The sequence below is a fragment of the Arcanobacterium wilhelmae genome (assembly GCF_029632765.1).
Taxonomy (GTDB): Bacteria; Actinomycetota; Actinomycetes; order Actinomycetales; family Actinomycetaceae; genus Arcanobacterium; species Arcanobacterium wilhelmae.
The window spans coordinates 1,427,657-1,453,426 of record NZ_CP121247.1 but is presented as its reverse complement, the minus strand read 5'-3'; the positions used below and the strand labels follow the sequence as shown (position 1 = coordinate 1,453,426).

The 25,770-nt window shown below is 61.1% G+C and carries 24 protein-coding genes and 1 pseudogene; 5 read left to right on the top strand and 20 right to left on the bottom strand.

All coding sequences use genetic code 11. From position 1 onward, the window contains the following. Positions 1 to 117 precede the first annotated feature (117 nt). Positions 118 to 2,910: a phosphoenolpyruvate carboxylase gene (gene ppc, locus P8A24_RS06530; RefSeq protein WP_278057807.1), complete on the bottom strand. Its 2,793-nt coding sequence runs from the start codon at positions 2,908 to 2,910 to the stop codon at positions 118 to 120. A 355-nt stretch (positions 2,911 to 3,265) separates the two neighbouring features. Here ppc and P8A24_RS06525 point away from each other — a divergent pair, with 355 nt between their 5' ends. Further along, the gene (locus P8A24_RS06525; RefSeq protein ID WP_278057806.1) at positions 3,266 to 4,477 is read left to right on the top strand and encodes an LLM class flavin-dependent oxidoreductase; all 1,212 of its coding nucleotides are present in this window, start codon (positions 3,266 to 3,268) and stop codon (positions 4,475 to 4,477) included. Next, positions 4,474 to 5,250: a CE1759 family FMN reductase gene (locus P8A24_RS06520; RefSeq protein ID WP_278057805.1), complete on the top strand. Its 777-nt coding sequence runs from the start codon at positions 4,474 to 4,476 to the stop codon at positions 5,248 to 5,250. The genes P8A24_RS06525 and P8A24_RS06520 overlap by 4 nt, the downstream gene beginning before the upstream one ends. Before the next feature lie 43 nt (positions 5,251 to 5,293). Here the strand turns inward: P8A24_RS06520 and P8A24_RS08885 are convergent, their stop codons facing one another. The 4 genes from P8A24_RS08885 to P8A24_RS06500 form a co-directional block, all read right to left on the bottom strand. Then, a complete protein-coding gene (locus P8A24_RS08885) occupies positions 5,294 to 5,671 on the bottom strand; it encodes a GntR family transcriptional regulator (protein ID WP_307014168.1) in 378 nt (125 codons plus the stop codon). Continuing rightward, a complete protein-coding gene (locus P8A24_RS06510) occupies positions 5,668 to 6,249 on the bottom strand; it encodes a hypothetical protein (RefSeq protein ID WP_278057804.1) in 582 nt (193 codons plus the stop codon). The genes P8A24_RS08885 and P8A24_RS06510 overlap by 4 nt, the downstream gene beginning before the upstream one ends. A 463-nt stretch (positions 6,250 to 6,712) precedes the next feature. Then, positions 6,713 to 7,174, bottom strand: coding sequence for a Dps family protein (locus tag P8A24_RS06505; RefSeq protein WP_278057803.1), 462 nt, complete (start codon positions 7,172 to 7,174; stop codon positions 6,713 to 6,715). Positions 7,175 to 7,329: 155 nt separating this feature from the next. After that, positions 7,330 to 8,130: a purine-nucleoside phosphorylase gene (locus P8A24_RS06500; RefSeq protein WP_278057802.1), complete on the bottom strand. Its 801-nt coding sequence runs from the start codon at positions 8,128 to 8,130 to the stop codon at positions 7,330 to 7,332. 82 nt (positions 8,131 to 8,212) lie between these two features. On the opposite strand from P8A24_RS06500, the gene P8A24_RS06495 reads away from it, so the two are divergent. After that, positions 8,213 to 9,700: a purine-cytosine permease family protein gene (locus P8A24_RS06495; protein WP_278057801.1), complete on the top strand. Its 1,488-nt coding sequence runs from the start codon at positions 8,213 to 8,215 to the stop codon at positions 9,698 to 9,700. Between the two features lie 69 nt (positions 9,701 to 9,769). On the opposite strand, the gene P8A24_RS06490 is transcribed toward P8A24_RS06495, so the two are convergent. The 7 genes from P8A24_RS06490 to P8A24_RS06460 all read right to left on the bottom strand — a co-directional run bounded on the left by P8A24_RS06490 (position 9,770) and on the right by P8A24_RS06460 (position 14,756). Next, positions 9,770 to 10,396 (bottom strand): DsrE/DsrF/DrsH-like family protein, encoded by a 627-nt coding sequence (locus tag P8A24_RS06490; protein WP_278057800.1) that lies wholly within the window; start codon positions 10,394 to 10,396, stop codon positions 9,770 to 9,772. A gap of 9 nt (positions 10,397 to 10,405) precedes the next feature. Continuing rightward, complete coding sequence (locus tag P8A24_RS06485) at positions 10,406 to 10,720, bottom strand: TusE/DsrC/DsvC family sulfur relay protein (RefSeq protein WP_278057799.1); 315 nt, start codon at positions 10,718 to 10,720, stop codon at positions 10,406 to 10,408. Position 10,721: 1 nt separating this feature from the next. Next, the gene (sqr, locus tag P8A24_RS06480; protein ID WP_278057798.1) at positions 10,722 to 11,954 is read right to left on the bottom strand and encodes a type III sulfide quinone reductase, selenoprotein subtype; all 1,233 of its coding nucleotides are present in this window, start codon (positions 11,952 to 11,954) and stop codon (positions 10,722 to 10,724) included. Positions 11,955 to 12,028: 74 nt separating this feature from the next. Continuing rightward, positions 12,029 to 12,562, bottom strand: a complete 534-nt coding sequence (locus tag P8A24_RS06475) for a dihydrofolate reductase (protein WP_278057797.1) — start codon at positions 12,560 to 12,562, stop codon at positions 12,029 to 12,031. A 68-nt stretch (positions 12,563 to 12,630) separates the two neighbouring features. Further along, complete coding sequence (locus P8A24_RS06470; RefSeq protein WP_278057796.1) at positions 12,631 to 13,431, bottom strand: thymidylate synthase; 801 nt, start codon at positions 13,429 to 13,431, stop codon at positions 12,631 to 12,633. A 151-nt stretch (positions 13,432 to 13,582) separates the two neighbouring features. Further along, on the bottom strand, positions 13,583 to 13,996 hold the full coding sequence (locus tag P8A24_RS06465) for an Hsp20/alpha crystallin family protein (protein ID WP_278057795.1): 414 nt from the start codon (positions 13,994 to 13,996) through the stop codon (positions 13,583 to 13,585). A gap of 301 nt (positions 13,997 to 14,297) precedes the next feature. After that, positions 14,298 to 14,756, bottom strand: coding sequence for a DUF2505 domain-containing protein (locus P8A24_RS06460; protein ID WP_278057794.1), 459 nt, complete (start codon positions 14,754 to 14,756; stop codon positions 14,298 to 14,300). 42 nt (positions 14,757 to 14,798) lie between these two features. Here P8A24_RS06460 and P8A24_RS06455 point away from each other — a divergent pair, with 42 nt between their 5' ends. Further along, positions 14,799 to 16,235, top strand: coding sequence for a sensor histidine kinase (locus P8A24_RS06455; protein WP_278057793.1), 1,437 nt, complete (start codon positions 14,799 to 14,801; stop codon positions 16,233 to 16,235). 115 nt (positions 16,236 to 16,350) lie between these two features. Here the strand turns inward: P8A24_RS06455 and P8A24_RS06450 are convergent, their stop codons facing one another. The 7 genes and pseudogenes from P8A24_RS06450 to P8A24_RS06425 all read right to left on the bottom strand — a co-directional run bounded on the left by P8A24_RS06450 (position 16,351) and on the right by P8A24_RS06425 (position 21,660). Further along, positions 16,351 to 16,662 carry an IS30 family transposase gene (locus tag P8A24_RS06450; RefSeq protein WP_370870586.1) on the bottom strand — a complete coding sequence of 104 codons (312 nt, stop codon included), beginning with the start codon at positions 16,660 to 16,662 and terminating at the stop codon, positions 16,351 to 16,353. A 33-nt stretch (positions 16,663 to 16,695) separates the two neighbouring features. Beyond that, positions 16,696 to 18,042: pseudogene (locus tag P8A24_RS06445) on the bottom strand (IS256 family transposase). After that, entirely contained in the window at positions 18,029 to 18,907 is an 879-nt protein-coding gene (locus P8A24_RS06440) for an IS30 family transposase (protein WP_278057792.1), read from the bottom strand. The pseudogene P8A24_RS06445 and the gene P8A24_RS06440 overlap by 14 nt, the downstream one beginning before the upstream one ends. A gap of 126 nt (positions 18,908 to 19,033) precedes the next feature. Beyond that, positions 19,034 to 19,204, bottom strand: coding sequence for a helix-turn-helix domain-containing protein (locus P8A24_RS08930; protein ID WP_370870582.1), 171 nt, complete (start codon positions 19,202 to 19,204; stop codon positions 19,034 to 19,036). Positions 19,205 to 19,391: 187 nt separating this feature from the next. Beyond that, positions 19,392 to 19,649, bottom strand: coding sequence for a WhiB family transcriptional regulator (locus tag P8A24_RS06435; protein ID WP_278057791.1), 258 nt, complete (start codon positions 19,647 to 19,649; stop codon positions 19,392 to 19,394). Positions 19,650 to 19,765: 116 nt separating this feature from the next. Next, entirely contained in the window at positions 19,766 to 20,452 is a 687-nt protein-coding gene (locus P8A24_RS06430; RefSeq protein ID WP_278057790.1) for a response regulator, read from the bottom strand. A gap of 17 nt (positions 20,453 to 20,469) precedes the next feature. After that, positions 20,470 to 21,660 carry a sensor histidine kinase gene (locus tag P8A24_RS06425; protein WP_278057789.1) on the bottom strand — a complete coding sequence of 397 codons (1,191 nt, stop codon included), beginning with the start codon at positions 21,658 to 21,660 and terminating at the stop codon, positions 20,470 to 20,472. A 170-nt stretch (positions 21,661 to 21,830) separates the two neighbouring features. Between P8A24_RS06425 and ligA the strand changes: the two genes are divergently transcribed. Further along, positions 21,831 to 24,344, top strand: a complete 2,514-nt coding sequence (gene ligA / locus P8A24_RS06420; RefSeq protein WP_278057788.1) for an NAD-dependent DNA ligase LigA — start codon at positions 21,831 to 21,833, stop codon at positions 24,342 to 24,344. Positions 24,345 to 24,478: 134 nt separating this feature from the next. Here the strand turns inward: ligA and P8A24_RS06415 are convergent, their stop codons facing one another. After that, complete coding sequence (locus P8A24_RS06415) at positions 24,479 to 25,735, bottom strand: phospholipase D-like domain-containing protein (RefSeq protein WP_278057787.1); 1,257 nt, start codon at positions 25,733 to 25,735, stop codon at positions 24,479 to 24,481. Positions 25,736 to 25,770 lie beyond the last annotated feature (35 nt).

Below are 25,770 nucleotides of genomic sequence, written 5' to 3'. Positions count from 1 at the left end.
TCCACCCCCATAGGCCAAGTACCTGAGAGTTTGAAAACTTGGCGTGGCATCGGAACGCCTGGGCACCTGGCAACCAAACAACTGGCCTCCAAGCGCCGAAACGCCCACACGCAGTGTTTAGCCCGTATTCTTCATTCCGGCGGCAATACCGTTGACGGTGATGAGCAACGCGCGGCGGGTTTCGCGATCCACGCCCGTTCCGGCGATCTCGGCCTCTCGGACCTTTCGCATCAGCGCCACCTGCATATAGTTCAGTGGCGCCAAGTAGCGATCGCGAACGGCGAGTGTGCGCTGCAAGGTGGGCTGGTTATCGAGCAGAGTATCTGCGCCGGTCAGCCACGCCACTTGTTCGATCGTCAACTCATGCTCGCGCTTGATCAACTCGAAGATGGGCCACAACCGCTCCGGCACCAGCGAGTGCACGTAGTGCGCGGCGATCTCGATATCCGTCTTTGCCAGCGTCATCTCAATATTCGACAGCACGGACTGGAAGAAGTGCGAGGTCCGTACCATCTCCCGAAGCTCGTTGCCGTACCCGGCCTCACGCGCCGCGCGAATACCTGAGCCGAAACCGAACCAGCCCGGCACGATCTGGCGCGACTGCGTCCAGCCGAACACCCAAGGGATCGCGCGCAGCCCGTCCAAGCCCTTCTCCGACGTCGTGCGCTTGGACGGACGCGAGCCGATGTTCAAATCGCCCAGCAGCTCCACCGGCGTCGATGCTACGAAGTACTCCGGCAGATCCGGGTTCGACGCCAGCTCGTGGTACGCCTGATACGACGCGTCCGAGATCAGATCCATGATCGAATCCCAGTATTTCACCTGCTCGTCGCTGTGGCGGCGGGTGCGGTGCAGGGCCGTCGCCTGCATTACCGCGGCCAGCGACAGGTCCAGGTTCTCGCGCGCGAGCTCCGGCAGCAGGTACTTATCGGAGATCACTTCGCCCTGTTCGGTGAACTTGATTTCGCCCTCGAGCACCCCCGCGGGCTGCGACATGATCGCGTCGAACGTGGGTCCGCCGCCGCGGCCAACCGAGCCACCGCGGCCGTGGAACAGCCGCAACTTCACGTGGTGCTTCGCCGCGACGTCGCGAAGGGCGCGCTGCGCCTTCTGGATCGACCACTGCGACGTAAACACGCCGGCTTCCTTGTTCGAATCCGAGTAACCGAGCATCACTTCCTGGCGATCCCCGCGCAGGCGCACGATTTCGCGGTAGGACGGGTCGGAAAGCAGCTGGTCGAGGATTTCCCCTGCAGCCTTGAGCTCCACCGTGGTTTCCAGCAGGGGAGCGAAGCCGACGTCGGCGCGCTTGTTCGACGACGATAAGTCCAGGATCCCCGCCTCCTTGGCGAGCACCGCGGCGGCGAGCACATCGTGAGCGCCGTGCGTCATCGAAATAATGTAAGTGGTGATGACGCCGGTGCCGTAGGTGCGTTGCGCCTCGCGGATCGCGCGGAACGTGTTGAACGTGATGCGCTCGAGCGGTTCGAGGATCGATTCGTCGTCGTCGTCCAAAATCGCGCCGGCCAGCGGCCGCGCGGAGGCGAGCTCGCGCGAAAGCACCTCGCGCTTGCCGTCAGCGGAAAGTTGTGCGTACGGCGTCTCCAACTCGCCGAGGCGGTCGTAGAGTTGCGCGAGCACGTCGTGGTGCTTTTCGGAGTGCTCGCGCACGTCCATTGTTGCGAGCGTGAAGCCGACTGCGCGCACCACGTGCATGGTGGTGGCGACGGCGCCGTCGGCGGAGCGCGAGTGGTGACGGCGGAGCGCGTCGCGAACCATGCCCAGTTCGGCGAGCAGCTCCTCGGCGTTCTTGTAGCCGCGCCCGTCGTACGGCGTGCCTTCGAGGAAGCGTTCGCGCGTGATGCCCACCTTGTGGCGGATCGCGCCGAGCACGAGGCGGTACGGCTCGTCGGCGAACATGTGCCGGATTTCTTCGTCGCCCGGGTAGTCGTGATAGTGCTGATCAAGGTAGGTAACCAGCTCCGGGTCGATGCCAGTGAGTACCGCGGAGACCGAGGTTGATTCGATCAGCTGCGTGATCAGCTCGGAGATGATCGACAGCGCCGTATCGGCTTGCAGACGGAGCACCGTTGCCGTGACCTCGGGGGTGACGTACGGGTTGCCGTCGCGGTCTCCGCCGATCCACGTTCCGAAGATCAGTGGGCTCGAGGTTTCAGGCACGTGCGCGCCGGCGGCCTTGAGTTCGCTCTCCAGATCGCGCATGAAGTTCGGCATCGTATCAAGGTAGATCTGGCGCAGGTAGTACAGTGCGTTGCGGGCCTCGTCGATCGGGGTGGGCTGCTCGGAGCGGATTTCGTCGGTTTGCCATAGGCTTTCGATGATTTCCGTCAGGCGCGCGTTTTGGCGCTTGCGGGCCAGTGTGCCGGAAACCGTGTCCACGTCCAGGATTTCCGAGATTGCGCGCAACTTACGCAGGATCGCTCGCCGCGAGGCTTCTGTTGGGTGCGCCGTGAACACGAGCCGCGTCTCAAGCGAATCCATCGTTTCTTGCAGGCCCTCGGCGCCAAGCGCGTCCGCGATTTGCCGCACCGAATCGGGGATCCAGGCGTCGGCGTCGTCGGCTTCGTTAATGGAGCGGATGCGGTAGCTCTGCTCGGCCGCGTTCGCGAGCAGGAAGTATTGTGCGAACGCGCGCGTTGCGAGAGTTGCCTGTTCGGGCGGGAGCGTTGAGAGGGTGGCAAGCAGTTCGCTCCCGATCGCATCGCTCGGGTCGTCTGCGGCGTCTTTCGCGCGGCGGCGGATGTCGTCCACCAGCTCCAGCACGTCGCTGCCGTAATGCTCTTCGAGTACGTTCCCCAGCAGGGTGGCGAGGCGGCGGACCGCGGCGCGCAACGGGGCGTCGATACGCGGATCGTCCTGGATCGGCTCCTCGGCGTTCACATTTGACATTTTTCCTCCTGTAACCGGGGTCAATTCTAGTCCCGTGCGGGGGAGCGGCCTAATCGGTGAAAGTGCGATTCCCGACGCCGGGGCTCGGGTGGCGACGCCGGGGCGCGGCTTGCGTGCAGTACTCAATCAGTTCCGTGAGGCGTTGCGTATATAGCAACGCCTGGCCCGATTGACGGAGTTATGCACGGGCTCGCTGAAGTTGCTCGCTCACTTGCGCCCCGGCGTCGCTGATTGTTTTCGCCGGTCGCACTCCGGCGTCGTCGTCCGTCAAACTCTCAATAGTTGAACGTTTAATGAAACTGCTGTAATCTCTCAACCAGAAACAACCTTTTCCCTGATCTGAAAAGAGAATTCCATGGATATGCAGTTCGGAGTGTTCTCCGTTTCCGACGTCACAACCGACCCCACCACGGGCCACACGCCCACGGAACACGAGCGCATCAAGGCCTCGATCGAGATCGCAAAGCACGCGGAGGACGTTGGCCTGGACGTCTACGCAATCGGCGAGCATCACAACCCACCGTTCTTCTCATCCTCGCCCACCACCACGCTCGCCTACATCGCGGCGCAGACCAAGCGGATCATCCTCTCCACCTCTACCACGCTGATCACTACGCAGGATCCGGTGAAGATCGCCGAAGATTTCGCGATGCTCCAGCACGTGTCGGACGGCCGCGTGGATCTGATGATGGGCCGCGGAAACACCGGCCCTGTCTACCCGTGGTTCGGCAAGGATATCCGCCAGGGCATCCCGCTGGCGATCGAAAACTATGCGCTCCTGCGCGAGCTGTGGGATAACGACGTCGTGAACTGGGAGGGCCAGTTCCGCACGGCGCTACGCAACTTCACGTCCACGCCGCGCCCGCTCGACGGCGTGCCGCCGTTCGTGTGGCACGGCTCGATCCGCTCCCCAGAGATCGCCGAGCAGGCGGCCTACTATGGCGACGGCTTCTTCCACAACAATATTTTCTGGCCGATGAGCCACACGAAGCGTATGGTGGCGCTCTACCGTCAGCGTTTCGCGCACTACGGGCACGGGCGTCCGGAGGATGCGATCGTGGGTCTGGGTGGCCAGTTCTACATGGCGAAGGATTCGCAGACGGCCAAGCGCGAGTTCCGCCCGTACTTCGACAACGCGCCGGTGTATGGTAACGGCCCGTCGATGGAGGATTTCACCTCGCAAACGCCACTTACTGTCGGCTCCCCGCAGGAGGTCATCGACCGCACGTTGAGCTTCCGTGAGTCGATCGGCGATTACCAGCGCCAGCTGTTCCTGATCGACCACGCCGGCCTGCCGCTGGCAAAGGTCCACGAGCAGCTCGATTACCTGGGTGAGATCCTGCCGACGCTGCGCAAGGAGTTTTCGGCGATGCGTAAGGAGGGCGTGCCGGACGCGCCAACGCACGAGTCGCTGGTGGCGGCCCGCGGCGGCGCCCATGATTCGACGGTGTTCGGCGAGCCGGACAACGTTTCGGGCGTTGCCGCCCCGTACGAGCAGCAGGCGAACGACGAGGCGTCGGTTGAGCATGCCGATAACCTCTTGAAGTTTGCGGAGAAGCGTGCATGAATATTGTGGTGATTTCGGCGTCGCTGTCGGAGAATTCGACCACGGACGCGCTGGGGGAGAAGCTGGCCCGCGCGGCGGTGGCGGCCGCTCCGGGCAGCGAGTATGAGGTGATTTCTCTGCGCACGCACGCGCACCAGATCATGGACGCGATGCTGGCCGGTTTCCCGGCTCCCGCGCTGGAGGAGGCGTTCGATCAGGTGCTCAACGCCGACGCAGTTGTGGCGGTGACGCCCGCGTACAATGCGTCGATGTCGGGCTTGTTTAAGAGCTTCTTTGACGTGATGGATGAGGATACGCTCAAGGGTAAGCCGTTGGTGATCGGCGCGACGGGCGGCACTCCGCGCCATTCGCTGATCACGGAGCATGCGCTTCGTCCGATGTTTTCTTACCTGCATGCGCACGTGGTTCCCACGGCTGTGTATGCGGCGATGGAGGATTGGGGCGCGGCGGCTGCCGATTCTGACGGCGCTGGCGGTGCGTCGCTTGAGCGGCGTATCGCTCGCGCTGGGCGCGAGTTGGCGTTCGCGGTGGCGGCGCAGCGCGGGGAGTTGTCCGGCGACGCCGGTGCGGCGGCTGGCGCTGCGGGCGTAGGTTCTGCGGGCGCAGCTGGCACTGTTGGTGCGGCGGCTGGCCCAGTGGGTGAGGCCCCGGCGAAGCCGAAGCAGCGCGGCGCAACGCGCCTTGCGGGCATGAGCCAGGACGAGCTGATTCACACGGATCCGAGCGAGTTGTACGAGGATTTCGCCTCGTTCGATCAGCTGCTGAAAAAGTAGCGCATTAAGGTTGTGGTCGGGTTGTCGAACCCGGCCACAACCTTTACGCGTTGAAAGCCGCACGGATGAGCGAAATTGCCTGCTCTTGTGTGAGCCCTGATGTTCGGGCGGCCGTAGCGAACTCAGTGGCGAGTTTCTCGGGAGACTCGCTCCGAACAGCATCGGACGTGGTGAGATAGGTGCCGTATCGGCCGCGCGTGGCAACGATCGAATCGCGTTCGAGCTCTTTATAAGCGCGAGCAACAGTGCCGGTGGCGAGCCCGAGTTCGAGGGCGAGGCGCCGCACGGGTGGCAGGCGTCGCACACTATCATCCTCGGCAGGTTCGGGAACGCGTGAATTGATCTCCGCGCGTTGAGCGGCGATGTGTTGCTTGAGTTGCTCATACGGTGGCGCAGGGAGCTGTGGATCGATGGTAATCATTTCGCTGCCTGGGCTTGCTTTTCGATTTCTTCCGGCGTTGGCCACAGGTGCCGGGCAGATTTTCCGGCCGCGCTGAGTGCGATTGCGCCGCGGGCAAGCGCGGCGGCGATGAACAGGGTGACGTAGAGCGCTGCCCACCCACTGCTGAGGTTGGTCCCGGTGCTGACCAGGAGGGCGACTGCCGGAATAACGAACCCGTACATGGGGAGGACATGGACGTCGTCGGCGATGAGTTTGTCTTCCCATCGCAGGTCAGCCTCGCTGGTGGCGTAGACCGGCTGGCTCGCAATCCACGCTGTGATGCCCCACATCACCCCGCTGAGCACTGGCGTCGAAGCGAGCGCAATGATTTGGACAGGGTGTTGTGAAATATTGCGGTAGCTGAGTGCAACGTAAGCGATCTCGAAGAGCGCGACGACGGCCCAAAAAGCGGCGATATGTGTGGCGGGGTAGTAGTCCAGCAGTGTCGTGTAGTGGCTACGTGAGTAGCGAACTTCGTCGCGGGGCGCGCGGCGGAGTTCTTCGCGTCGGTCGATCACGTTCGCGATCACGCGAGCCGCGAGCACTGTGGCGAGCATGAATGGGATGAGGAGTGGGCCGCCTGTGACTACCTTGACCGTTACGAGTCCGACGACGACGATGGCGATGGTCGCGACGAAGGTCGCGCGGTTTTCCCTCTGGCTTCGGCGTTCGAAGCGCTGAACAAATTCTGGTGTGGGTATGGGCAGTGGGAGCGAGCCTTTCGGGGGGCGCTTGGCGCAGTTGTGTCAGCTTCGCTATTCCTTGGCGTGTCATTGATCCGGCGTAGAAAAGAAACGCGACGGCCGCGATGATTGCCACGCCGATGAGATCTGAAAACTCCATCGTTTCCTCCGTTGTTTGCGCCGGCACCAGGCGGCAACTTTGTACCAACACAATGATTGTATTAACACAAAAGCTCACGGTGAAGAAAAATCGCACCCCTGAAACTGTGATCCGTCTTCTGTTGAAGAGAACCACAGTCTCAGGGGTGCGAAACGCGAGAAGCGCTGGGTATTTGCCTCAGGCGGTGGCGATTGCCGAGCCGATGAACCATGCCTGCTGCTCGAGGCGACGCACGTAATCGAGGAGGATATCGGCCGACGCCGGATCCTCAACGTCCACCTTCTCGTGTACCTGGCGAAGCGTCCCGACGGTGGCGGTGATTGCGGCAACTGCGGCCGCGGCGCCGTCAACGTCGCTAATCTTTCCTTCGCCGAGCTTCGGCAGGGTGTTCGCCGATGCTACGGAATCCGGCCGGCCGTCGGCGGTCAGTCCGATTGCGCGCATGCGCTCGGCCACCTCGTCCGACGCCTCGCGGGCAATGGCCACGACGTCGTCCAGATAGAGGTGGAGTGCGCGGAAGCCTGGGCCCACAATGTTCCAGTGAAGCTGCTTGGCATTTAGCGACAATGCGGTGACGTCTGCAAGGACCTTCTGGAGGCTCTCGCCGAGAACGGGGGAGGCGGTAAATGCGTCTGCCATGAGAATGTTCCTTTCGTTGAGCGGGGAAAATGGAAGCATTGGGGGTAGTCCATTTTCTGTATCGATTCCAGTATAGCGCTTTTGTTTGGTGGAGATGCTCGATTCCACCACATACGAAATTAGAGACACTCCGCTTTCCTCGCTACTTACCTTCTCTAACAGACCACCGCCTGCACTCCACGCGCAACAGTCGCGGCAGCGCTCGCACCAGCTTCCACCACCGCCTGTGGATCGGTAGGCGCAGGCGCGAATGATAGATCCGCAACCGCGCTCATCCCGCACACGCGCATCCCCAGGGCGTGCGCCATCAACGCCTCAAGTACCGTCGACATCCCCACCGCGTCCACTCCGGCCGCCTCGAGTAGGCGGGTCTCGGCCCGCGTCTGATACTCCGGCCCACGCAGAAACGCGTACGTGCCGCGTCGCTCGCACACGCCCGCGATCCGCTCGGTCAACTCCGGATCCCACAACGCGGACGTATCCAGGAAAAACGTGCCCTCAAACGGCGAAATCCCCGAAAAGTTCACGTGGTCCTCGATCGCCATCACATCCCCAAGCGCCCACTCCCGCAGGCACCCATTCGCATTACACAGCACCGCCGTGCGCGCGCCCGCCGCCCACACGGCTCGCACCATCGCCGTCACCGACGACGCCGGTGCGCCCTCGTAGGCGTGCGTGCGGCCGAGCGCCACCACGGCTCGCGTCACGCCGCCGTCGGCACGCGGAAACTCGACGATCCGGAACTCGTCCACATGCCCATCCGCAACCGGAGCACTCACGCCCGGCAGGTCACTCAGCCGCCCGCTGCCAACCGCCTCCCACAAATCCGCGGCCACACTCAAACCCGAACCCAGCACCACCAGGGCGTCAATCTCCCCAGCGAAACTTGCCAAGATCTCGCCTCCTGCGCGATCGGCGTCGTCGATCAAAACCTGAGCAAAAGAATCCGGCGTCATTGCCACTCCCTCCAAACGCAGGCAAAACGCTTACCCGCACGGCTATCATGGCTCTAACTGTAGCGGAATCAAGGAGGATCCCATGTCTGAACAAACGCTCGCCCGCACCGGCGGAATCGAGCTCACCGGAATCGAAATCGTCAAAGAAGAAGAACGCACCGCAACCCCGCGCAGCCTGTTTCTGCCCTGGTTCGCCTCGAATATTTCGGTATTCGGCATGAGCTACGGCGCCTGGGTGCTCGGGTTCGGAATCTCGCTCACGCAGGCGCTCGTGGTGGCCGCCGTCGGCGTAATCCTCTCCTTCGCGATCTGCGGCGTGATCGCGCTTGGCGGTAAGCGTGGCTCAGTGCCCACCATGGTGATGTCGCGCGCCGCGTTCGGCGTGCAAGGCGCGAAAGTGCCCGGCATCATCTCCTGGCTCACCTCCATCGGCTGGGAAACCATGCTCGCAATCACCGCCGTGCTCGCCACCGCCACTATCTTCCAGCGGCTCGGCTGGGTAGGGGAGGATCACACGGCCATCTCGATCGTGGCCGCGATCGTGGTGGCGGCGCTCATCGTGCTCGGCGCCGTGGCCGGCTACCACATCATTATGAAAATGCAGGCCGTGCTCACCTGGCTCACCGGAATCACCACGATCATTTACGTGATCCTCGTGTTCGGGCATATTGATTGGGCCGCGCTCGCAGCGATCCCTAACGGCACTGTGCCGCAAATGATCGGCGCCGGCGTGATGGTGATGACAGGCATGGGATTGGGCTGGGTGAACATCGCCGCCGACTGGGCGCGCTACCAATCGCGCGATGCGAAAGGCTCCGCGATCGTTTTCTGGAACACGTTCGGCGGCTCGCTTGGGCCGGTGGTGCTCATCAGCTTTGGCCTGATGCTCGCTGGCTCCTCGCCCGAGCTCTCGGACGCGATTGGCAACGATCCGGTGGGCGCGCTCGCCTCGCTCCTGCCCACCTGGTTCCTCATCCCGTTCCTGCTCACCGCGATCCTTTCCCTGCTTTCGGGCGCAATCAACGGCATCTACTCCTCGGGCCTGACGCTGCTGACCCTCGGCATTAAGATCCCGCGCCCGCTTGCCTCCCTAATCGACGGCGTGATCCTCACTCTCGGCACGATCTACGTGGTGTTCTTCTCGCCCACGTTTGTTGGGCCGTTCCAGTCGTTCCTCATCACGCTCGGTGTGCCGCTGGCGGCGTGGGCTGGCATCATGATGGCCGATATTGCGTTGCGCCGACGCTCCTACGACGAGCGGGCGCTCTTCGATTCCGCCGGCCGCTACGGGGCGTTCAACTGGGGTGCGCTCGTGATCATGGCCGTGGCGTGCGTTGTTGGCTGGGGATTCGTGATCAACGGCTTCGCCGAGGACGCCGCCTGGAACAACTGGCAGGGCTACCTGCTGTGGATGGTTGGCGGGAAGGAAAGCCCGTGGGCCTTCGGCAATATCGGCGTGATCCTTGCACTGATCATCGGCTTCGTGGCCTACTTCGGCGTGAGCCGGGCGCGCATCGCCCGCCAGGAGCATCTGCTTCCCGACGCCGGTGCTCCGCTTGCCGGTAAGTGACGGCTGATTGCATGGCACAGTGGTGGCCTTCCCTCACACGAGGGAAGGCCACCACTGCATCTGCTTCGACTATACGAACACGATCTGCGCACCCTCGGAGATCCCGATGAAATCTCCGGCCGTGATCACGCCCTCCACGCCCGGATGCAGATCCGCGGCAAGCAGCTTCATCATGTCGAACGTGAGCTTGCAGGCGTACATGTGTGCGCCCGAATCTTGGAGCAGATCGAGGAACTCCGGGATGTCCGGGATCTCCAGCTTCGCCATTTCGTTCTTCATGTAGCGGGTGGCAAAAGCCGTCATGCCCGGCAGGTTGCCCATGTTCTGCGGGATCGACCAATGCTCGAGCCCGGGCTTAATCCGCCCGAAATCGGGCATATGCATGGCCGTGTTCCCGGCCATCGTGAACTTCAGATTCTTGTTCGTCTTCTTGTTTACGATATCCAGGCCCCAGAACGTGAAGAAAATATGCACCTCCACGCCCTCAGCGAGCGCCGCGTTGCCCATAATGAGCGCAGGATAGGCCATGTCGAGGTTGCCCTTCGAACAGATGAACGCCATTTTGCGCGGCCCGGAGTATGCGGGCACTCCGCCACCCGAGGAGGCGCCAGTCGCTCCACTCGCAGCCCCTGCACCGGTTGCTCCCGGGCGTGGCCCGAAATCGGGGATGATGAAACCTTGTGGAATATTCGCCATGGTGTCCTCCTACACGCACGAAACCGGCTTGCGCAGCCCGGAAAGCCAGGCCATCATCTTCAATGTTTTTCCGGGGAAGAGCTGATAGAGCTCTTTGATCTTGAAGCCTCCCACGCTTTGCATTCTCCGAAGCGTCGGCGTCGCGCCAGTTTCTGCCGCGTCTTTGCGCATGAAGTTCAGTGCGGCGAGGTGCTCGTCGGTCAGCTCAATCTCCACGAGTGTGGCCATTTCGCGCGCCAAATCCTCACTCCACTCGCTCGAGACGGTGAAGAAGCCCTCCGAATCCACCTCAAAGCTGTATTTTCCCAGCGTATTTGTGGGCATCTTAATCCTCCTTCGGGAATTTCTTACCGGCGGTCATCATGGCAGACGGCAACGGGATCGGCCGCCCGGGGAGCAACATATTCCAGTAGATCTGTTCGAACGCAAGCTTGCCCATGTGGTTGATACGGCTCGGCTTGAGCAGTCTCATCGGCCCCACGAATGGGAGCGGGAACGTGCCGGTCAGTGGCTGGGTCTCGTAGTTAAAGTCCAGCAGCATCGCCTGCCCGCGCCCGGATTCGACGAAACAATTCGCGTGCCCATCGAACGACGCCTCCGGCTCCTTACCGTTGATCGCGGCACACAAGTTCTCTACCAGGATCTCTGCCGAGAAGTGCGCAACCGCGCCCGCCTTCGACGTCGGCAGGTTACCGGCGTCGCCGAGTACAAACACGTTCTCCCAACGCACCGAACGCAACGTATGCTTGTCGGTCTCAACAAAGCCCGATGCGTCGCCCATGCGAGAATCGATAATGAACTGCTGGCCCATGTTCGGTGGGATCGTCACCAGCAGGTCGAAATCGAGCTCGCGCCCGTCGTAGCTGGCCAGCACGCCGTCGCCCACGGATTCCACCTGGAAGTCAGTGGTGAGGCGGATCGAGCGATCCTCGAGCATGTTGCCGAGCTCGCGCGTTGCAACAGGCTTCGTGAAGGCGCCGTCCAGCGGGGTTACGAACGTGATATCTACCTTGTGCCGGATCCCGCGCTTGCGGTAGTAATCCTCTGCGAGGAACGTGAACTCGAGCGGAGCAACCGGGCACTTAATCGGCATCTCGGAAATGTGAACGAGGAGCTTGCCACCCTCAAACTTCTCGAGCGCATCGTGGAGCTCCGCCGCGCCGTCGAGCGTGTAGAACTGGAAAACTTTCTCCCCGCGCTCGAGCTCCTCGGCCATGCCCTCCACCATGGACGGGACGGGCCGCGTGCCTGAGGCGACGATCAGATAGTCGTAGGTCAGGGTGCGCCCGGAGGCGAGGTGAACCGTGTTTGCCTCGGGTTCCACGCGAGTCACGGCGTCCTCAACGAAGGTCACGCCGTCGTTAAAAAACTTGGTCCGCTTGCGAACCACGCGTGAGGGTTTCATCCAGAACGGCACGAAGAGGTAGCCGGGCTGGTAGTGGTGGGCGTTATCGGCGTCGACAACGGTGATTTCCCACGACGAATCGAGTTTGGCACGCATCAGATTGGCGGCCATCGTGCCAGCGGTACCGCCTCCAAGAATGAGTAACTTTGCCATAACCCAACGTTACCAGGGTCACATTTTTGTGGCGTCTATTCGGGGTGAGCTGTCCCTAAGTTGCTCGCATGTGTTTACTCGAGTTCGATTTCCGGCGCCCGTACGCCGCGGCGTGCATAGAGCGTGGTCCGGTAGCGAAGCCCTGTGCGCGAGGTGAGCCAGCCGCGCGCCGGCGCTGCCTGTGCCACGTCAAAAGCCGCCAGATCCCATGTGGGCGCGAACGTATCCGCATCCGGTACGTCCACGTCAACGTCTGTCACAAGGAGGAGATCGGCCCGCGGCGTGAGCGCCTCGAACAGCCCAGCCCCGCCGATGCACCACACAATGTCGGTTCGGCTGGCCGCAACGGCCGCCTCCACGGAGCGGACCACCTCGGCGCCGTCGAAAAGCCCCGCCCCGGCGTCGGCGCTGGTGACCACAATGTTGCGCCGCCTAGGCAACGGACGGTTGCGCTGCGGAATCGACTCCCATGTGCGCCGGCCCATGATCACGTCGCAGCCGAGGGTTGCCCTCTTGAACAGAGCCAGATCCTCGGGCAGGTGCCACGGCAGGGTGCCGCCCGCGCCGATCGCGCGGCCGTGGCCCTGTGCCCAAATCGCACCAAGCATGCGGTTCCTCCTGGTTCTGGTTCCCGACGCCGGTCGGTCACGTTTCGCTGCGGGGTTGCCCTCCGTTGTTATACCGCCACCGGTGCCGAGATCGCAGGGTGGTGCTGGTAGCCGTCGGAGGCGTCGATGTCGTCCATCTGGTAGTCGAAAATCGAATCGGCCTTGCGCAGGTGCAGGGTCGGGAAGGGGTAGGGCTCGCGGATGAGCTGTTCGCGCACCTGTGTCTCGTGGTTGAGGTAGATGTGGCAGTCGCCCCCGGTCCACACAAAGTCGCCTACTTCGAGCCCGGTCTGCTGGGCGACCATGTGGGTGAGCAACGCGTAGGAGGCGATGTTGAACGGAACGCCGAGGAACAGATCGGCGCTGCGCTGGTAGAGCTGGCAGGAAAGTTTGCCGTCAGCCACGTAGAACTGGAAGAACGCGTGGCAGGGGGCGAGTGCCATTTTGTCCAGTTCGGCCACATTCCACGCGGAGACGATAATCCGGCGCGAATCGGGATCGGTGCGGAGTTGCTCGATGACTTTCGCGATCTGGTCGATATGTTCTCCCGACGGCGTGGGCCAGCTTCGCCACTGTGCGCCATAGACGGGGCCGAGTTCTCCGCTCGCATCCGCCCACTCGTCCCAGATTGTGATTCCGTGCTCCTTGAGCCACGCGATGTTCGTCTCGCCGCGCAGGAACCACAGTAGTTCGCCCTTCACGGCCTTCATGGCCACGAACTTGGTGGTGATACGGGGAAAGCCTTTCGCTAGGTCGTAGCGCAGCTGGCGGCCAAAAACCGAGCGAGTGCCAGTGCCTGTGCGGTCGCCTTTGAGCGCTCCGTTTGCCAAAACGTCCTCGAGGAGATCCTCGTACTGTCGATCGATCATGCCGTCAGTGTATAACGTGGTGGCCGGGGCGGAACACCGCCCCGGCCACCACGAGTCGGTCACACTCTCGCACTGAAATGCGATCGCCTGGCCGAACCAATCACTTGTCCGATCAAATGACTTGCCTGATCGGATCAGTTGACCGATCAGATCACTCGGCTTCGATCACCTGTGAGGTGCCGCCCATATTCACTGCGATCTTACGCGGCTTCGATTCCTCGGCCACCGGCATGTGGACCGTGAGCACTCCGCCCTCATAGTTTGCGGAGATCTTCTCCACGTCCACGTCGCGGCCGAGCGAGAGCTGGCGTGCGAACGTGCCGGTTGCGCGCTCGCGAACGAGCCACTGCACATCCGAATCCTTCGCCTTGCGATCCGCGCGGATCGTGAGCGTGCGATCGTCAATATCCAGATCGATCGATTCCGGATCCGCTCCCGGAAGATCGACCTCTGCCACGAACTCATCGCCCGAGCGGTACAGGTCCATCACGTTTGAACCAGCGGTGCGAAGCGAGCCAGTCATCATGCGCTCAATCTCGCGGAACGGATCATTCATGCGTGCCATTTTTAGCCTCCAATATTCCCACAGGCTCCGGGGAGGATCCCCATCGCCTCAACTGATATCGATCATGCGCCCACGAAATTGAAATGTCAAGAAAAGTTGAGCGCAGTTCACTCAAGGAATAATCAGCGTCTATTCCTCAGGCCTGCGATGTGGAAGAACGATGCCGCCCGCCGAATCCGGCGGGCGGCATCGTTCACACACTCACCCCAGCAGCGAGTTCACACACTCACCCCAGCAGCGAGTTCACACACTCACCCCAGCAGCGAGTTCACACACTCACCCCAGCAGCGAGTTCACACACTCACCCCAGCAGCGAGTTCACGATCGCGGCATCTTCCTCCACAGCCCGTTGTGCGTGAACCACCGCCTTCTCCTCGATCTTCTTGCCCACGAACGGCACCGACACTGTCACCTCGCCGCGCACCTCGCCAACCGTGCCACCGGCGTCGGGTGACAACACTACGTCGAAGCGCGCCGAAACCGGCATGCCCGCAACTTTCACCAGATGCCGCACAACGTTCCCCTCGGAACGTGCCTGTATCTGCCCAGAAAGCCCGCCCTTGGCGAACTTGCGCGCAAAATCGGGCAATGCCTCCCCGCCAACGCGCACCCGCACCACCGTGGCGCCGTCCTCAACGGCATACTCAAACTCGCCCATACCTGCCTTCGCGGCACGCGCCTGCGCCAGCTCGCGGCTCACCAGCAAACCCGCAACCTCCTGGGGCGTGCCCGCATACTTGACTCGTGCCGAAAACTCCATGAGTTCACTCCTTATTCAGGCATTTCGCCTATTCTTAAGTTTGTGCCTACTTTAACGAAGATTCTTGAACGCATCCCGGAATTCACCCAGGATGATCGTGATTGGCTCCACCGCCTCATCGGCGATTCGCAGCTACTGGCAGATCTCACGTTCTCGGACGTGCTCCTGCTGGTGTCGTATCGCAACCAGTACACGATTGCGGCGCAAACTCGCCCGGCAACCGCGGCCACACTTTACGAGTATGACGTGGTGGGGATGCCGGCCTCGGAGGAGGCGAGCGATGATCTCGATGACGTCTACCTTCGTAACAAGATGGTTCACACGCAGTTGGGGGACAGGCGCGTGGTGATCGTGCCGGTGTGCCGTATTCCAGAACAGCCGATCGCGCTTCTTGCGATCATGAGCGCGCCGCAACCGGACCGCCTGCCCTCGCAGGCGCAGCTTTCGTACGAGGATATCGCCAACGAGCTCCTGACGATGGTTCGCTCGGGCGCGTTCCCAGTGGAGGGCTCGCCCACCGGCTACCGGCACGGCACGCCGCGCGTGTCCGACGGCGTAGTGCATATCGACGGCGCGGGGCACGTGTTGTACATGTCGCCGAACGCGGTGTCGCATTTTCGCAGGCTCGGAGTGGACGACACGCTGATGGGTTCGGTGCTTGCCGAGGCGGTCACGTCGCATCTCGATTCTCACGACGTCGACGAGTCACTTCCAGTTGTTTTGATGGGCCGTGCGGCGTGGATGAGCGAGGTGGAATCGCACGGCGTGGTGGTTTCGCTGCGCGCGGTTCCGCTGCTTTACCAGGGCAAACGCACCGGAGCCGTGATCTTGTGCCGCGATATTTCGGAGCTTCGCCGTCAAGAGCGCGAGCTGATGACGAAAGATGCCACGATTCGCGAAATTAATCATCGCGTGAAGAATAATCTGCAAACGGTTTCCGCGCTGCTTCGGCTTCAGGGTCGGCGCGCGACGAATAAGGAGACGGCAGACGCGCTGGCGAACGCCCAGCGCCGCGTGTCCACCATCGCGCTTGTGCATGAGCGCCTGTCGGAGACGATCGACGAGGTGGTGGATTTCGATCACCTGTTTGTCCCGTTGATGCGCCTGATTCGCGACGCCGCGGTGACGGATGTGGATGTGCGCACCACGTTCAACGGCTCGTTTGGCCGCGTGCGGGCCGAGCAGGCCACGGCGCTCGCCGTGGTGATGAATGAGGTGCTGTCGAATGCGATTGAGCACGGGTTGAGTGATGGTCAGGCTGATCCGACGATCGAGATCGATGCGAGCCGCTTCGGCCAGGAGCTTGTGGTGACGGTGTGTGACAACGGCACAGGGATCGGTGAGAAGGGCCCGGGTTCGGGTTTGGGTACTCAGATCGTCCGCACGATGGTCAAGGGTGAGCTTGCGGGATCGATCGAGTGGGCGAACCGGCCTGAGGGCGGCACCGAGGTGCGTTTGGCTGCCGAGTTGCGCCCGTAGAAGTTTTCCCGCCGACGCCGGTGTGCGGCTTGCGACGCCGGTGTGCGGCTTGCGTCTGGGCGTTGCTGATGTTGTGTGCAGAACTCAATCAGTTGGGTGAGGGGTTGCGGCGGGTTCAGGCGGTCAATGCATCATTTAGTTGTTGGGCTAGTGTCTCATGTGGGGTGGCGCCTTTGAGGACGACGCGGGCGCGGTTGTTGAGTTCGTCTTGGGCTTCTTGGACTTGGGCATCGGTGATGGTGGCGAAGTTCGTTCCTTTGGGGAAGTACTCGCGGATGTCACGGTTGAGTCGCTCGTTCGAGGGCCGCTGCCAGGGAGAGTGGGGGTCAGCGAAAAACACTTTCACTCCTGTCGCGATCGTGAAGGACGGGGTTTGAGCCATTTCCGAGCCCTGGTCCCACGTGATCGTTTCAAACGAGCCTGTCAAGTTTTTTGTGTAAGTGGCTTGTTTTCTTCTTTCTTATATTTGGGGGAATCGGTCTGGGTAGTGGAGCGCGAGTTCGCCGAGGACTTTTTGCCAGCCCTGGATTCCTTGTCCTTGGATGAGCCGGCCGGGTGCTTTCCTTTTAGCGCCTTTGGGAAGGCCGGCTTCCTTGGCACGCTCACGGGCGCGCTTGTCTTCAATATTCGTGATCGCTCACCATAAGAGCTTGACCGCTGCCATATCGGAGGGGAAGTGGCCACGGTTCTTCGTGATCTTACGTAGCTGGTAATTTAACGACTCGATCGCGTTCGTTGTATAGATCGCTTTACGCGTGGCTGGCCCGAACGCAAGGAACGGAATGAACCGGTCCCAGGCGCGTTCCCAGGCCGCGACAGTCGCGGGATACTTCACTCCCCACGCGCTCGCCTGGAAATTTTTCAAGGCCGTGAGCGCGGCTTCTTCGTTGACCGCGGCATAGATCGGGCGCAAGCCAGCCGCGACGGCTTTACGGTCCTGGTAGGCCACGAACCTCATCGAGGAACGGATCAAGTGGACCACACAGGTCTGGACCACTGCGTTTGGCCAGGTCGCTGCGATAGCTTCAGGAAACCCTGTCAGCCCATCACAAGCAACGATCAAGACGTCACCCACCCCGCGGTTAGCGAGTTCGGCACATACCCCGGCCCAGAATTTCGCTCCTTCACTGGCCTGGACCCAGATCCCGAGCACGTGCTTGACACCATCGAGATCGACTCCGATCGCGATATGTGCCGCACGGGACGTGACCCTGTTCTGGTTCTTGATCTTGACCTGGATCGCGTCGAGGAACATCACTGGATAGAACTCTTCTAAGGGCCGGGTCTGCCACGCGGCGACTTCTTCTAACACGGCGTCGGTAATGTTGGAGATCGTCTCATGAGAAAGCTCGCTCCCCATCGTGGCCGCGAGGTGGTGTTGGATTTCCCTGATCGTCATTCCCCCGGCATATAGGGAGATGATCATGTCATCCAAACCACCCAAGCGCCGTTGGCCGGGCGGGACAAGGCGGGAATGAAAAGTCCCTGCCCTGTCCCTGGGCTGGTCAATCGTGACCGGACCGACCTCGGTCGTGACCGTTTTCGGGCTGGTCCCGTTGCGCGAGTTCCCACTCCCACGACCAGCAGCCTCGTGCTTGTCATATCCCAGATGCTGTGTGAGCTCGGCTTTCATACCACGCTCGAGAACAGCTTTAATCAATTCAGGTAAGAACCCACCCTCACCCGTGAGCTCGATCCCGCGATCAGATGTGGATTTCACGAGCTGGTCAAGTAATTCATCATCAATCAACTCACGACGAATCTGACGAGCCACCGGCTCTGAACCCGAATTCTTAGTCATAGACATAGTCAATCTTCTTTCTCCTAGATTGACCACTTACACAAAATATTTGACACCCTCTTTCAAACTTCCCGGGTAAAGACTTCACCATCGTGACCAACTCATCGACCACAGTCTTCGAGTCACGTCCCGCTCCGAGCCGGTGCATCAACACAAACCGTGAACGCCGCTCAACGAGCGTGATCAACGCTGTCCCATGCCCATCCTTACCACCACCAACAACCAGATCGCCTTCCCAATGCCCAGGAACAGCCCGATCACTGGCCTGGGGAGGGCGCATCGAGATCTGGGCACCTTCGACCCATGTTTTCCTCCCACGCCCCGGAAGCCCTGCAAGACGCGACCGAGGAATACGATTCTTCCGTCCCGAACGCAACGCTTTTTCACGTTTCAGTTCCTGCGCGAGTGAACCTACCCCTTGAACATATAAGGCTTGATAAATCGCTTCGACACTCACGTGCATCTCCCTATCATCTGGATACAAGTGTCGTAACCGTACCGCGACTTGCTGGGGTGAATACCGTTGATTGAGCAACCCCACCACAACCTCCCGAAGACGCGTGTTGGCCTGGAGTTTCAATGGTTTAGGACGTGCCCTACGCTCGAATGCTTTGCGTGAAGCCACACCCGCATCATAGGACCCATCCACGCGTTGGGAACGGTTAATCTCACGCGTGATCGTTGACGGGGAGCGTTTGAGGCGGATCGCGATCTGCCGGCCAGAGTATCCTTGGTCTAACAGCAACGCGATCGCGACACGTTCTTTACTCGTGATACGACGCCCGCGCCCAACGTTGCCGCTACCAACCTGGTCCACACTTGCAAGATGACGAGTCCCGCCACGGCGGCCTCGTCGTAACGCATTTTCCATGTCGCCTAACGCTACCCTGCATTGACGGACCCATTCACGGCAATACCCAAGCTCATGCGCAATATCAGTATTCGTCCATCCCTGGCCAATCAACTCGACCGCACGTTGACGATCACGCTCACGAACCTAGGCAAGAGACCCATGCGGGCCCGTCGCGAGGACTAGACCCGCCTCACGACACCACCTGCGGATCGTTTCCCGTGACATTCCCAACCGGCGAGAAAGACTCGACGCGCTCTCCCCACCCCGAATACACTCCAACACCACAGGCTTCACACAAAGCCACTTCCCGGCCATACCAACACACCCCAATCAGATAGTGCATTGACCCCAAGAACCTACCGGCCGGATTGGCAGAGTTGTGCACGGGCTCGCCGTCGTCAGCAGAGTAAAACAGTGCGAGGGAAGTCCGGAACAACCCGGGCTTCCCTCGCACTTAAGTCCTATACTGTCGCTAACTTGAGCCTGTCGGTATCAAATACTTTCAGGCCATGGATGCGACGCGGGCCGAACGCGCAGCCTTGCGCTTGAGAGCCTTGCGTTCGTCTTCCGATTTGCCGCCCCACACTCCGCAATCCTGGTTCGTCTCGAGTGCCACTTTCAGGCATGTTTGCGCCACTGGGCAGTTCTGGCACACGAGCTTCGCTCGCTCCATTTGCGCCATCGCTGGCCCGGACGAACCCACGGGAAAGAAGAGTTCTGGATCTTCGTGCAAGCAGGCGGCCTTGTTACGCCAATCCATGCGGTCTCTCCTTTTCACTTCGGGGGTAAGTGTCGCTTTCTGATGATACGCATCTCGACGATCGGTTGCGCGCGTGTCGTGAAAAGTGTGACCGAGCACCACCATGGACGGCCTAACTATTCGTCATCACTGGCACCTGGGGTAACGATCCCGGCTTCGAAAGCGGCCACGACGGCCTGCACGCGGTCGCGTGCCCCGAGCTTGGAGAAGATGCGGCCCACGTGTGTTTTCACGGTGGCTTCGGCAACGTACAACTTCGCTGCGATCTCCTGGTTCGAGTAGCCCTTCGCCATCAAAATCAGCACGTCGCGTTCGCGATCTGTGAGGTCGTCGAGGATCTCGGGGTGCATGGAATCGGTGCGCACCTGGTTCGCCGCGATCTTCTCCACGAGCCGCTTGGTGGGCGCGGGGGCGATCACGGCGTCTCCGTTGTAGACGGTGCGGATCGCGGCAAGCAGATCGTCCGGCGGAGCATCCTTGAGCAGGAAGCCGGAGGCGCCGGCCTTGATCGCGGCCATCACATATTCGTCGATGTCGAAAGTCGTCAAAATGACAACCTTCGGTGAGACCCCGTGCGGGAATTCGCGTGAGGTGAGCTGCTCGGTTGCTGTAATTCCGTCCATGTCTGGCATGCGGATGTCCATCAGCACGACATCGGCGGGGACGAGCGCGAGCCGCTCCAGCGCCGTCTTGCCGTTTCCGGCTTCCATCACGATTTCCATGTCGTCTTGGGAGTCGATCACCATGGCGAAACCGGACCGGACGAGTACCTGGTCGTCCACCAAACCTACGCGAATAGTCATTTTCTCTCTCGTTTCTGTCAGTTTGTGGGGAACGTGGCTGTGACTCGGAATCCGCCGCGTTCTCCTGCTCCGGTGTTCACCGTTCCGCCGAACGCTCCAGCGCGTTCGTGCATGCCAATAATACCGTGCCCGCGCCCGTCGGTGACGCTCACTCCGGGCCCGTCGTCGACGATCGCGAGCGTCACTTCGTTGCGTGCCCACGTGAGTGTGCCGTCGATGGCGACGTTTTCTCCTCCGTATTTGAGCGAGTTCGTGATCGCTTCTTGTGCGATGCGGAAGAGCGCGGTGCCGACGCCGGTGGGGAGCGTACTGGGTGTTCCGGAGACGGTGTAGGTTGATCCGTGTCCGAGTTCGCGGACTTGGTCGAAGAGTGAGGGGATGTCGTCGACGCCGGGCTGTGGGTGGCGAGGGGAGGCGGGGTCGTCGCCGGCGCGTAACACTCCGATGATGGCACGAATGTCGCTGAGCGCTTCGCGTGAGACGGACGAGATGAGGTCGAGCGTTTTTTCCGCGGCTGCAGGGTTGGTCTTCGCGGCGTAGCGTCCGCCGTCGGCTTGTGCGATGACGGTGGTGAGTGTGTGTGCGACGACGTCGTGCATGTCGCGCGCGATCCTGTTGCGTTCTTCGGCGACGGCGAGTTCGGCTTCGCGCTCTGCCTCGCGTTGTGCGCGGTTTGCTTGGTGGACGACGTGGTGGATGCGTTCGATCCGGAAGCGGCGGATGGTTGCCGTCGCTGCGACCATGATGACCACGGATTCGATGAGGATGAGGAAGACGGCGAGATCGGTGCCGGAGAGGATGGTCACGCGCGCAATTGTGATGAGGATTCCGGCCATGAGCGTCGTGATGATCGCAAGGTAGCGCACGAGGGACGGGCCGTATGCAACGACAGCCCACAGTGCGAGCAGGACGGCGAGGTCGGGGAGAATCAGGTCGGTGGGGGCTACGAGGAATCGCACGAGCGCAGAAATGTAGACGATGCCCGCCGAGCGCACGGGGGAGGTTCGCCGGAATATCGTCGCGCAACTCGTTGTGATCCCGACGATGAGGAGCGCGAACGTTGCCAGCGCACCCCAGGTGGCGGCCGCCGTCGAGAACGAGTCGATGTAGAAGACGGCGAGCATGAGCGCGAGCATGGCGTCGAGAGGCGAAACCCCTTTGACTGTGACGAAGGTGGTGGGCTCCTCGAGCGTGAGTTGTCGTTTCATTGCGTGTCCTCGCGAGTTGCTTTCTTGTCGGATACATCTTCGCACGTTCGCTGTGGCAGTGGCGCGCGACGGCGGGTGGATGTTGGCGGGCCTGAGAGCCACGACGTCGGTGTGACGGCGCACGAAGTGATCGCGATTTATTGTCGTACCTGCGTTTGTAGAATGGGTGCGTGGAAAAGAATTTTGACATTGCCAAGGCGCGGTGGGAAGAACTCGCACCGATCGTGAAGCATGCCCAGGATGCGTATCACTCCACCGGTGAGCCGGTGATGGTGGATGCCACGTATGATTCCCTGATTCATGAGATGCGTGCGCTCGAGGATCAGTTCCCAGCGCTGTGGAGCCCACAGTCGCCAACGATGCGTGTTGGAGCGAAGGTGGCGCGTGGCGGCCTGCCGGAGATCGCGCACCGTGAGCGGATGTATTCATTGCAAGATGTTTTCTCTCGCGAGGAATTGCGCCAGTGGTATGAGTCGATTGCGGCGGAGCTCCCTGCAGGTTCACGTTTCACCGCGGAAGTCAAGATCGATGGCCTGGCACTGAACCTCACCTACCGGCGTGGGATGCTTGAAACTGCGGCCACACGCGGCGATGGCATCACGGGCGAGGATGTCACGCCGAATGCGCTCGCGATTTCAGTGATTCCCCAGCGCCTTGAGGGTGATGATCATCCGGAGCTGGTGGAGATCCGTGGCGAGGTGTATTTTCCGGTGGTTGCCTTTGAGGAATACAACTCCCTGGTGGAGGCGCGCAACGAGGAGATCACCCGCCGTAACGAGGAGATCCGGGCACACAACGTGCAGATCCGAAAGGAAAATGCTGCCCGACGTCGGGAAGGGCTCGAGCCGCTTCCCACGCTGCGTACCGAGCCGCTCTTGAAGGAGTTCGTCAACCCGCGCAATGCGGCCTCGGGCACGCTTCGCCAGGAAGATACCACCTCTTTTGCTTTGCGTTCGCTGTCGTTCATCGCGCACGGGATTGGCTATCTCGAGGGAGCGGATAAGGCGCTTACAGCGAAGCTTGCTACGCAAGAGGGTGTGTACGAGGAGTTTGCCTCGTGGGGTGTGCCGGTGTCGGATCAAACTGCGATGGTCTCGTCAATGGAAGAAATCGAAGCGTACCTGGATAAATTCCAAAACGCGCGCGATTCGCTTGATCACCAATTCGATGGCGTTGTGATCAAACTTGAAGATCGCACCGTTCAGGAGGCGCTCGGTTTCACGACGCGCGTACCGCGCTGGGCGGTGGCGTTCAAGTTCCCGCCGGTGGAAGTGCAAACTCGCCTGCTGGATATCCGCGTGCAGGTGGGGCGCACCGGGCGCGTCACGCCGTACGCGGTGATGGAGCCGGTGTGGGTTGATGGTTCCACAGTGTCGCAGGCAACCCTCCACAACCCCACGGAGGTGGCACGCAAGGGCGTGAAGATCGGCGATATGGTGATTCTGCGCAAGGCAGGGGATATTATCCCGGAGGTCTTGGGCCCGATCGAGGCCTTACGCGATGGCTCAGAGCGCGATTTCGTGATGCCCACGCACTGTCCTGCCTGCGGTGGGGAAATTCGCGCCTCGAAGGAGGGTGATGCCGATCTGCGTTGCCAAAACACGCGTTCGTGCCCGGCCCAGCTTACTCAGCGCATCGTTCACATTGGCTCGCGTGGTGGCTTGGATGTGGAGGCCTTGGGCGATGAAACAGGCCTGTGGCTCGCAGATCCGGATCGTTTCAGGATGGATGCGCTCATTGCGCTTGCCACCGGTCACAAGGTCACACTTGAAGGGGAGTACGGCCAAGCTGTGAACCTGAAGTTGTCTCTTGCGAAGCGCCAAGAGTTGGGTATCGTGGATGAGGATGGCGCAATTTTGAACACCGAGTCGGTCATTCCCGCCCCTGTGCTGGAGTCGCTGGGATTCCCGAAGCCGGCCGTTCCGGTGTTGGAAACTGAGGCAGGGCTCTTTGATCTCACTCCAGCGTCGGTGGAGAACGTGTGGATCTGGCAGCCGGTGAAGAAGAGCGGTGAGGAAACGGGTGATTGGCGCTATGTGCGCGCCGCGTGGACGAAACCCACATGGCTCAAAGCAACAGTCGCGCGTCCCGAGCCGGAGTTGAAGAAGCCGAGCGAACCGAGCCGAACCACACTCAAGGTTTTTGACCAGCTCGAGGTGGCGAAAGGGAAGGAACTGTGGCGCAAGCTCGTTGCGCTCAATATCCGCCATGTCGGCCCGGTTGCTGCGAAGGCGCTCGCGGCTACGTTCGGCTCACTTCAGGCGATCCGCGATGCTGGCCTTGAGGAGGTTTCGAGCGTCGATGGTGTCGGCGAGGTGATTGCCACGTCGTTCCTGAGCTGGTTCGAGGAGGAGTGGCATCAAGAAATCGTTGATCGTTGGCAGGCGTCTGGAGTGAAGTTCGAAGATGCGCCCCTGTCAGGCCAATCTCAGGTGCCGCAAACTCTCGCCGGCATGACTCTCGTGGCAACCGGCTCGTTCGAGGGCTATTCGCGCGATTCCATCAACGAGGCGATTGAGGCTCATGGAGGAAAAGCTACCGGTTCGGTCTCAAAGAAGACCACCGCCGTCGTCGTCGGCGAAAAAGCAGGGTCGAAGGAAACTAAAGCGATCGAACTTGGTGTGCCGACGCTCACGGAGGAACAATTCAACCGGCTCCTCGAAACTGGCGAGTTGCCGGCCTAAACTCCCAGGCAGAGGCCGCGTCACGCACTGTGATTGTGGCCGTGCTGTGATGCATCAACGGCGGGTGGGCGCGAAAATCGCGCCCACCCGCCGTTGTGCGAGTCATCAGCAACTCACAAAGCCACTGAATCGCATCAGTAGAACGGTGCGAGCGGGCCGAGAATGTTCTCGGCAGCTCGCGCCAGCGCCCCGCGCTGTTCCCACACCTCGGGCAGGAGTTCGTGCGCGTTCGTCAGGTCGGAAGCGAAGATATCTTCCATTACCTTCGCAAACTCGCGCGAATAAATCTCCACGTTCACCTCGTAGTTCCCGTTCATGGACAGGGCGTCAATGTTCGTGGTGCCAACGGTTGACCACACGCCGTCAACCGTCATTGTTTTCGCGTGAACCATCGCTTCTTCGAACAGGAAGATCTTCACTCCCGCGCGCAGGAGCGCGGAGTAGTGAGGGCGGCCCACCCAGTCGGCCAAAATATGGTTCGAATACTGTGGGATCAAGATTCGCACATCTACCCCACGCTTCGCCGCGGCTGTGAGAGAGTTCAGTACTCCGGCGTCGGGAATGAAGTAACCCATCGTGATCCACACGTTCGTTGATGAACGGTCAATATTTTCCATATATAGGGTGCGAACCGGGTACGAGTGGTAGGCGGGAATATTTTGCACAGCGCGCACTGCAGGCGACCAGTGGCGCACCCGTGGCGCTGGGAGCGCGGCCTTTCGGCGTCGGAACACGTTCCACATGTCCACAAACGAGTTCTCGAGCTCCCATACTTGCGGACCGGTGATGCGAATATGCGTATCGCGCCAGTAGTGTGCGTAGAGTTCGCCGATGTTGTATCCACCGATGAACGCCACGTTTGAATCGACGATGAGGAGCTTGCGGTGGTCGTAGCCTTTGTCTTTCGCCAGCCCGGTGAGCGTGCCGAGGCGCACGAGCGGGAAGTGGATCACGTCGATATTTGGATGTGAGGGGAAGTAACGGAAGCGTGGGTTTTGATTGAGATTTCCGAGAGTGTCGAGGATGATGTTCACCTTCACGCCGCGCTCGGCTGCCGCGATGAGTTCCACCTTGAATGCGTCGCCCACCTCGTCGGCTTTGACGATGAACGATTCGAAGTAGACGGTGTGGTTCGCGCCGCGGATCGCGTCGAGCATGTCCGCGTAGAGATCTGCGCCGAATGTGTAAACCGTGATTTCGTTGCCATCTACCTCAACGGTTCGCGGAGGCAGGTGCGGGAATTCTCCGGTGGGTGGGTTTCGCTTTTTGCGGTGGGAATCGATGGCGATGATCGACGCCGCCGCCACGACTTGTGCACTGGCAGCCCCGATGGCGGTCCATTGGAGTGCTTTTTTAATGTGCGGCCATGCACGCGTGCGAAATTTCCCCATGCGTTCCAGTCTAGCGCCCATGCACGTTCGCACCA

Excerpts from the sequence above, each read along its gene's own strand:
- ppc (WP_278057807.1), bottom strand. The coding sequence starts at position 2,910 with ATGTCAAATGTGAACGCCGAGGAGCCGATCCAGGACGATCCGCGTATC.
- P8A24_RS06525 (WP_278057806.1), top strand. The coding sequence starts at position 3,266 with ATGGATATGCAGTTCGGAGTGTTCTCCGTTTCCGACGTCACAACCGAC.
- P8A24_RS06520 (WP_278057805.1), top strand. The coding sequence starts at position 4,474 with ATGAATATTGTGGTGATTTCGGCGTCGCTGTCGGAGAATTCGACCACG.
- P8A24_RS08885 (WP_307014168.1), bottom strand. The coding sequence starts at position 5,671 with ATGATTACCATCGATCCACAGCTCCCTGCGCCACCGTATGAGCAACTC.
- P8A24_RS06510 (WP_278057804.1), bottom strand. The coding sequence starts at position 6,249 with ATGCTCGCCACAGTGCTCGCGGCTCGCGTGATCGCGAACGTGATCGAC.
- P8A24_RS06505 (WP_278057803.1), bottom strand. The coding sequence starts at position 7,174 with ATGGCAGACGCATTTACCGCCTCCCCCGTTCTCGGCGAGAGCCTCCAG.
- P8A24_RS06500 (WP_278057802.1), bottom strand. The coding sequence starts at position 8,130 with ATGACGCCGGATTCTTTTGCTCAGGTTTTGATCGACGACGCCGATCGC.
- P8A24_RS06495 (WP_278057801.1), top strand. The coding sequence starts at position 8,213 with ATGTCTGAACAAACGCTCGCCCGCACCGGCGGAATCGAGCTCACCGGA.
- P8A24_RS06490 (WP_278057800.1), bottom strand. The coding sequence starts at position 10,396 with ATGGCGAATATTCCACAAGGTTTCATCATCCCCGATTTCGGGCCACGC.
- P8A24_RS06485 (WP_278057799.1), bottom strand. The coding sequence starts at position 10,720 with ATGCCCACAAATACGCTGGGAAAATACAGCTTTGAGGTGGATTCGGAG.
- sqr (WP_278057798.1), bottom strand. The coding sequence starts at position 11,954 with ATGGCAAAGTTACTCATTCTTGGAGGCGGTACCGCTGGCACGATGGCC.
- P8A24_RS06475 (WP_278057797.1), bottom strand. The coding sequence starts at position 12,562 with ATGCTTGGTGCGATTTGGGCACAGGGCCACGGCCGCGCGATCGGCGCG.
- P8A24_RS06470 (WP_278057796.1), bottom strand. The coding sequence starts at position 13,431 with ATGATCGATCGACAGTACGAGGATCTCCTCGAGGACGTTTTGGCAAAC.
- P8A24_RS06465 (WP_278057795.1), bottom strand. The coding sequence starts at position 13,996 with ATGGCACGCATGAATGATCCGTTCCGCGAGATTGAGCGCATGATGACT.
- P8A24_RS06460 (WP_278057794.1), bottom strand. The coding sequence starts at position 14,756 with ATGGAGTTTTCGGCACGAGTCAAGTATGCGGGCACGCCCCAGGAGGTT.
- P8A24_RS06440 (WP_278057792.1), bottom strand. The coding sequence starts at position 18,907 with ATGGAAAATGCGTTACGACGAGGCCGCCGTGGCGGGACTCGTCATCTT.
- P8A24_RS08930 (WP_370870582.1), bottom strand. The coding sequence starts at position 19,204 with ATGGCCGGGAAGTGGCTTTGTGTGAAGCCTGTGGTGTTGGAGTGTATT.
- P8A24_RS06435 (WP_278057791.1), bottom strand. The coding sequence starts at position 19,649 with ATGGATTGGCGTAACAAGGCCGCCTGCTTGCACGAAGATCCAGAACTC.
- P8A24_RS06430 (WP_278057790.1), bottom strand. The coding sequence starts at position 20,452 with ATGACTATTCGCGTAGGTTTGGTGGACGACCAGGTACTCGTCCGGTCC.
- P8A24_RS06425 (WP_278057789.1), bottom strand. The coding sequence starts at position 21,660 with ATGAAACGACAACTCACGCTCGAGGAGCCCACCACCTTCGTCACAGTC.
- P8A24_RS06415 (WP_278057787.1), bottom strand. The coding sequence starts at position 25,735 with ATGGGGAAATTTCGCACGCGTGCATGGCCGCACATTAAAAAAGCACTC.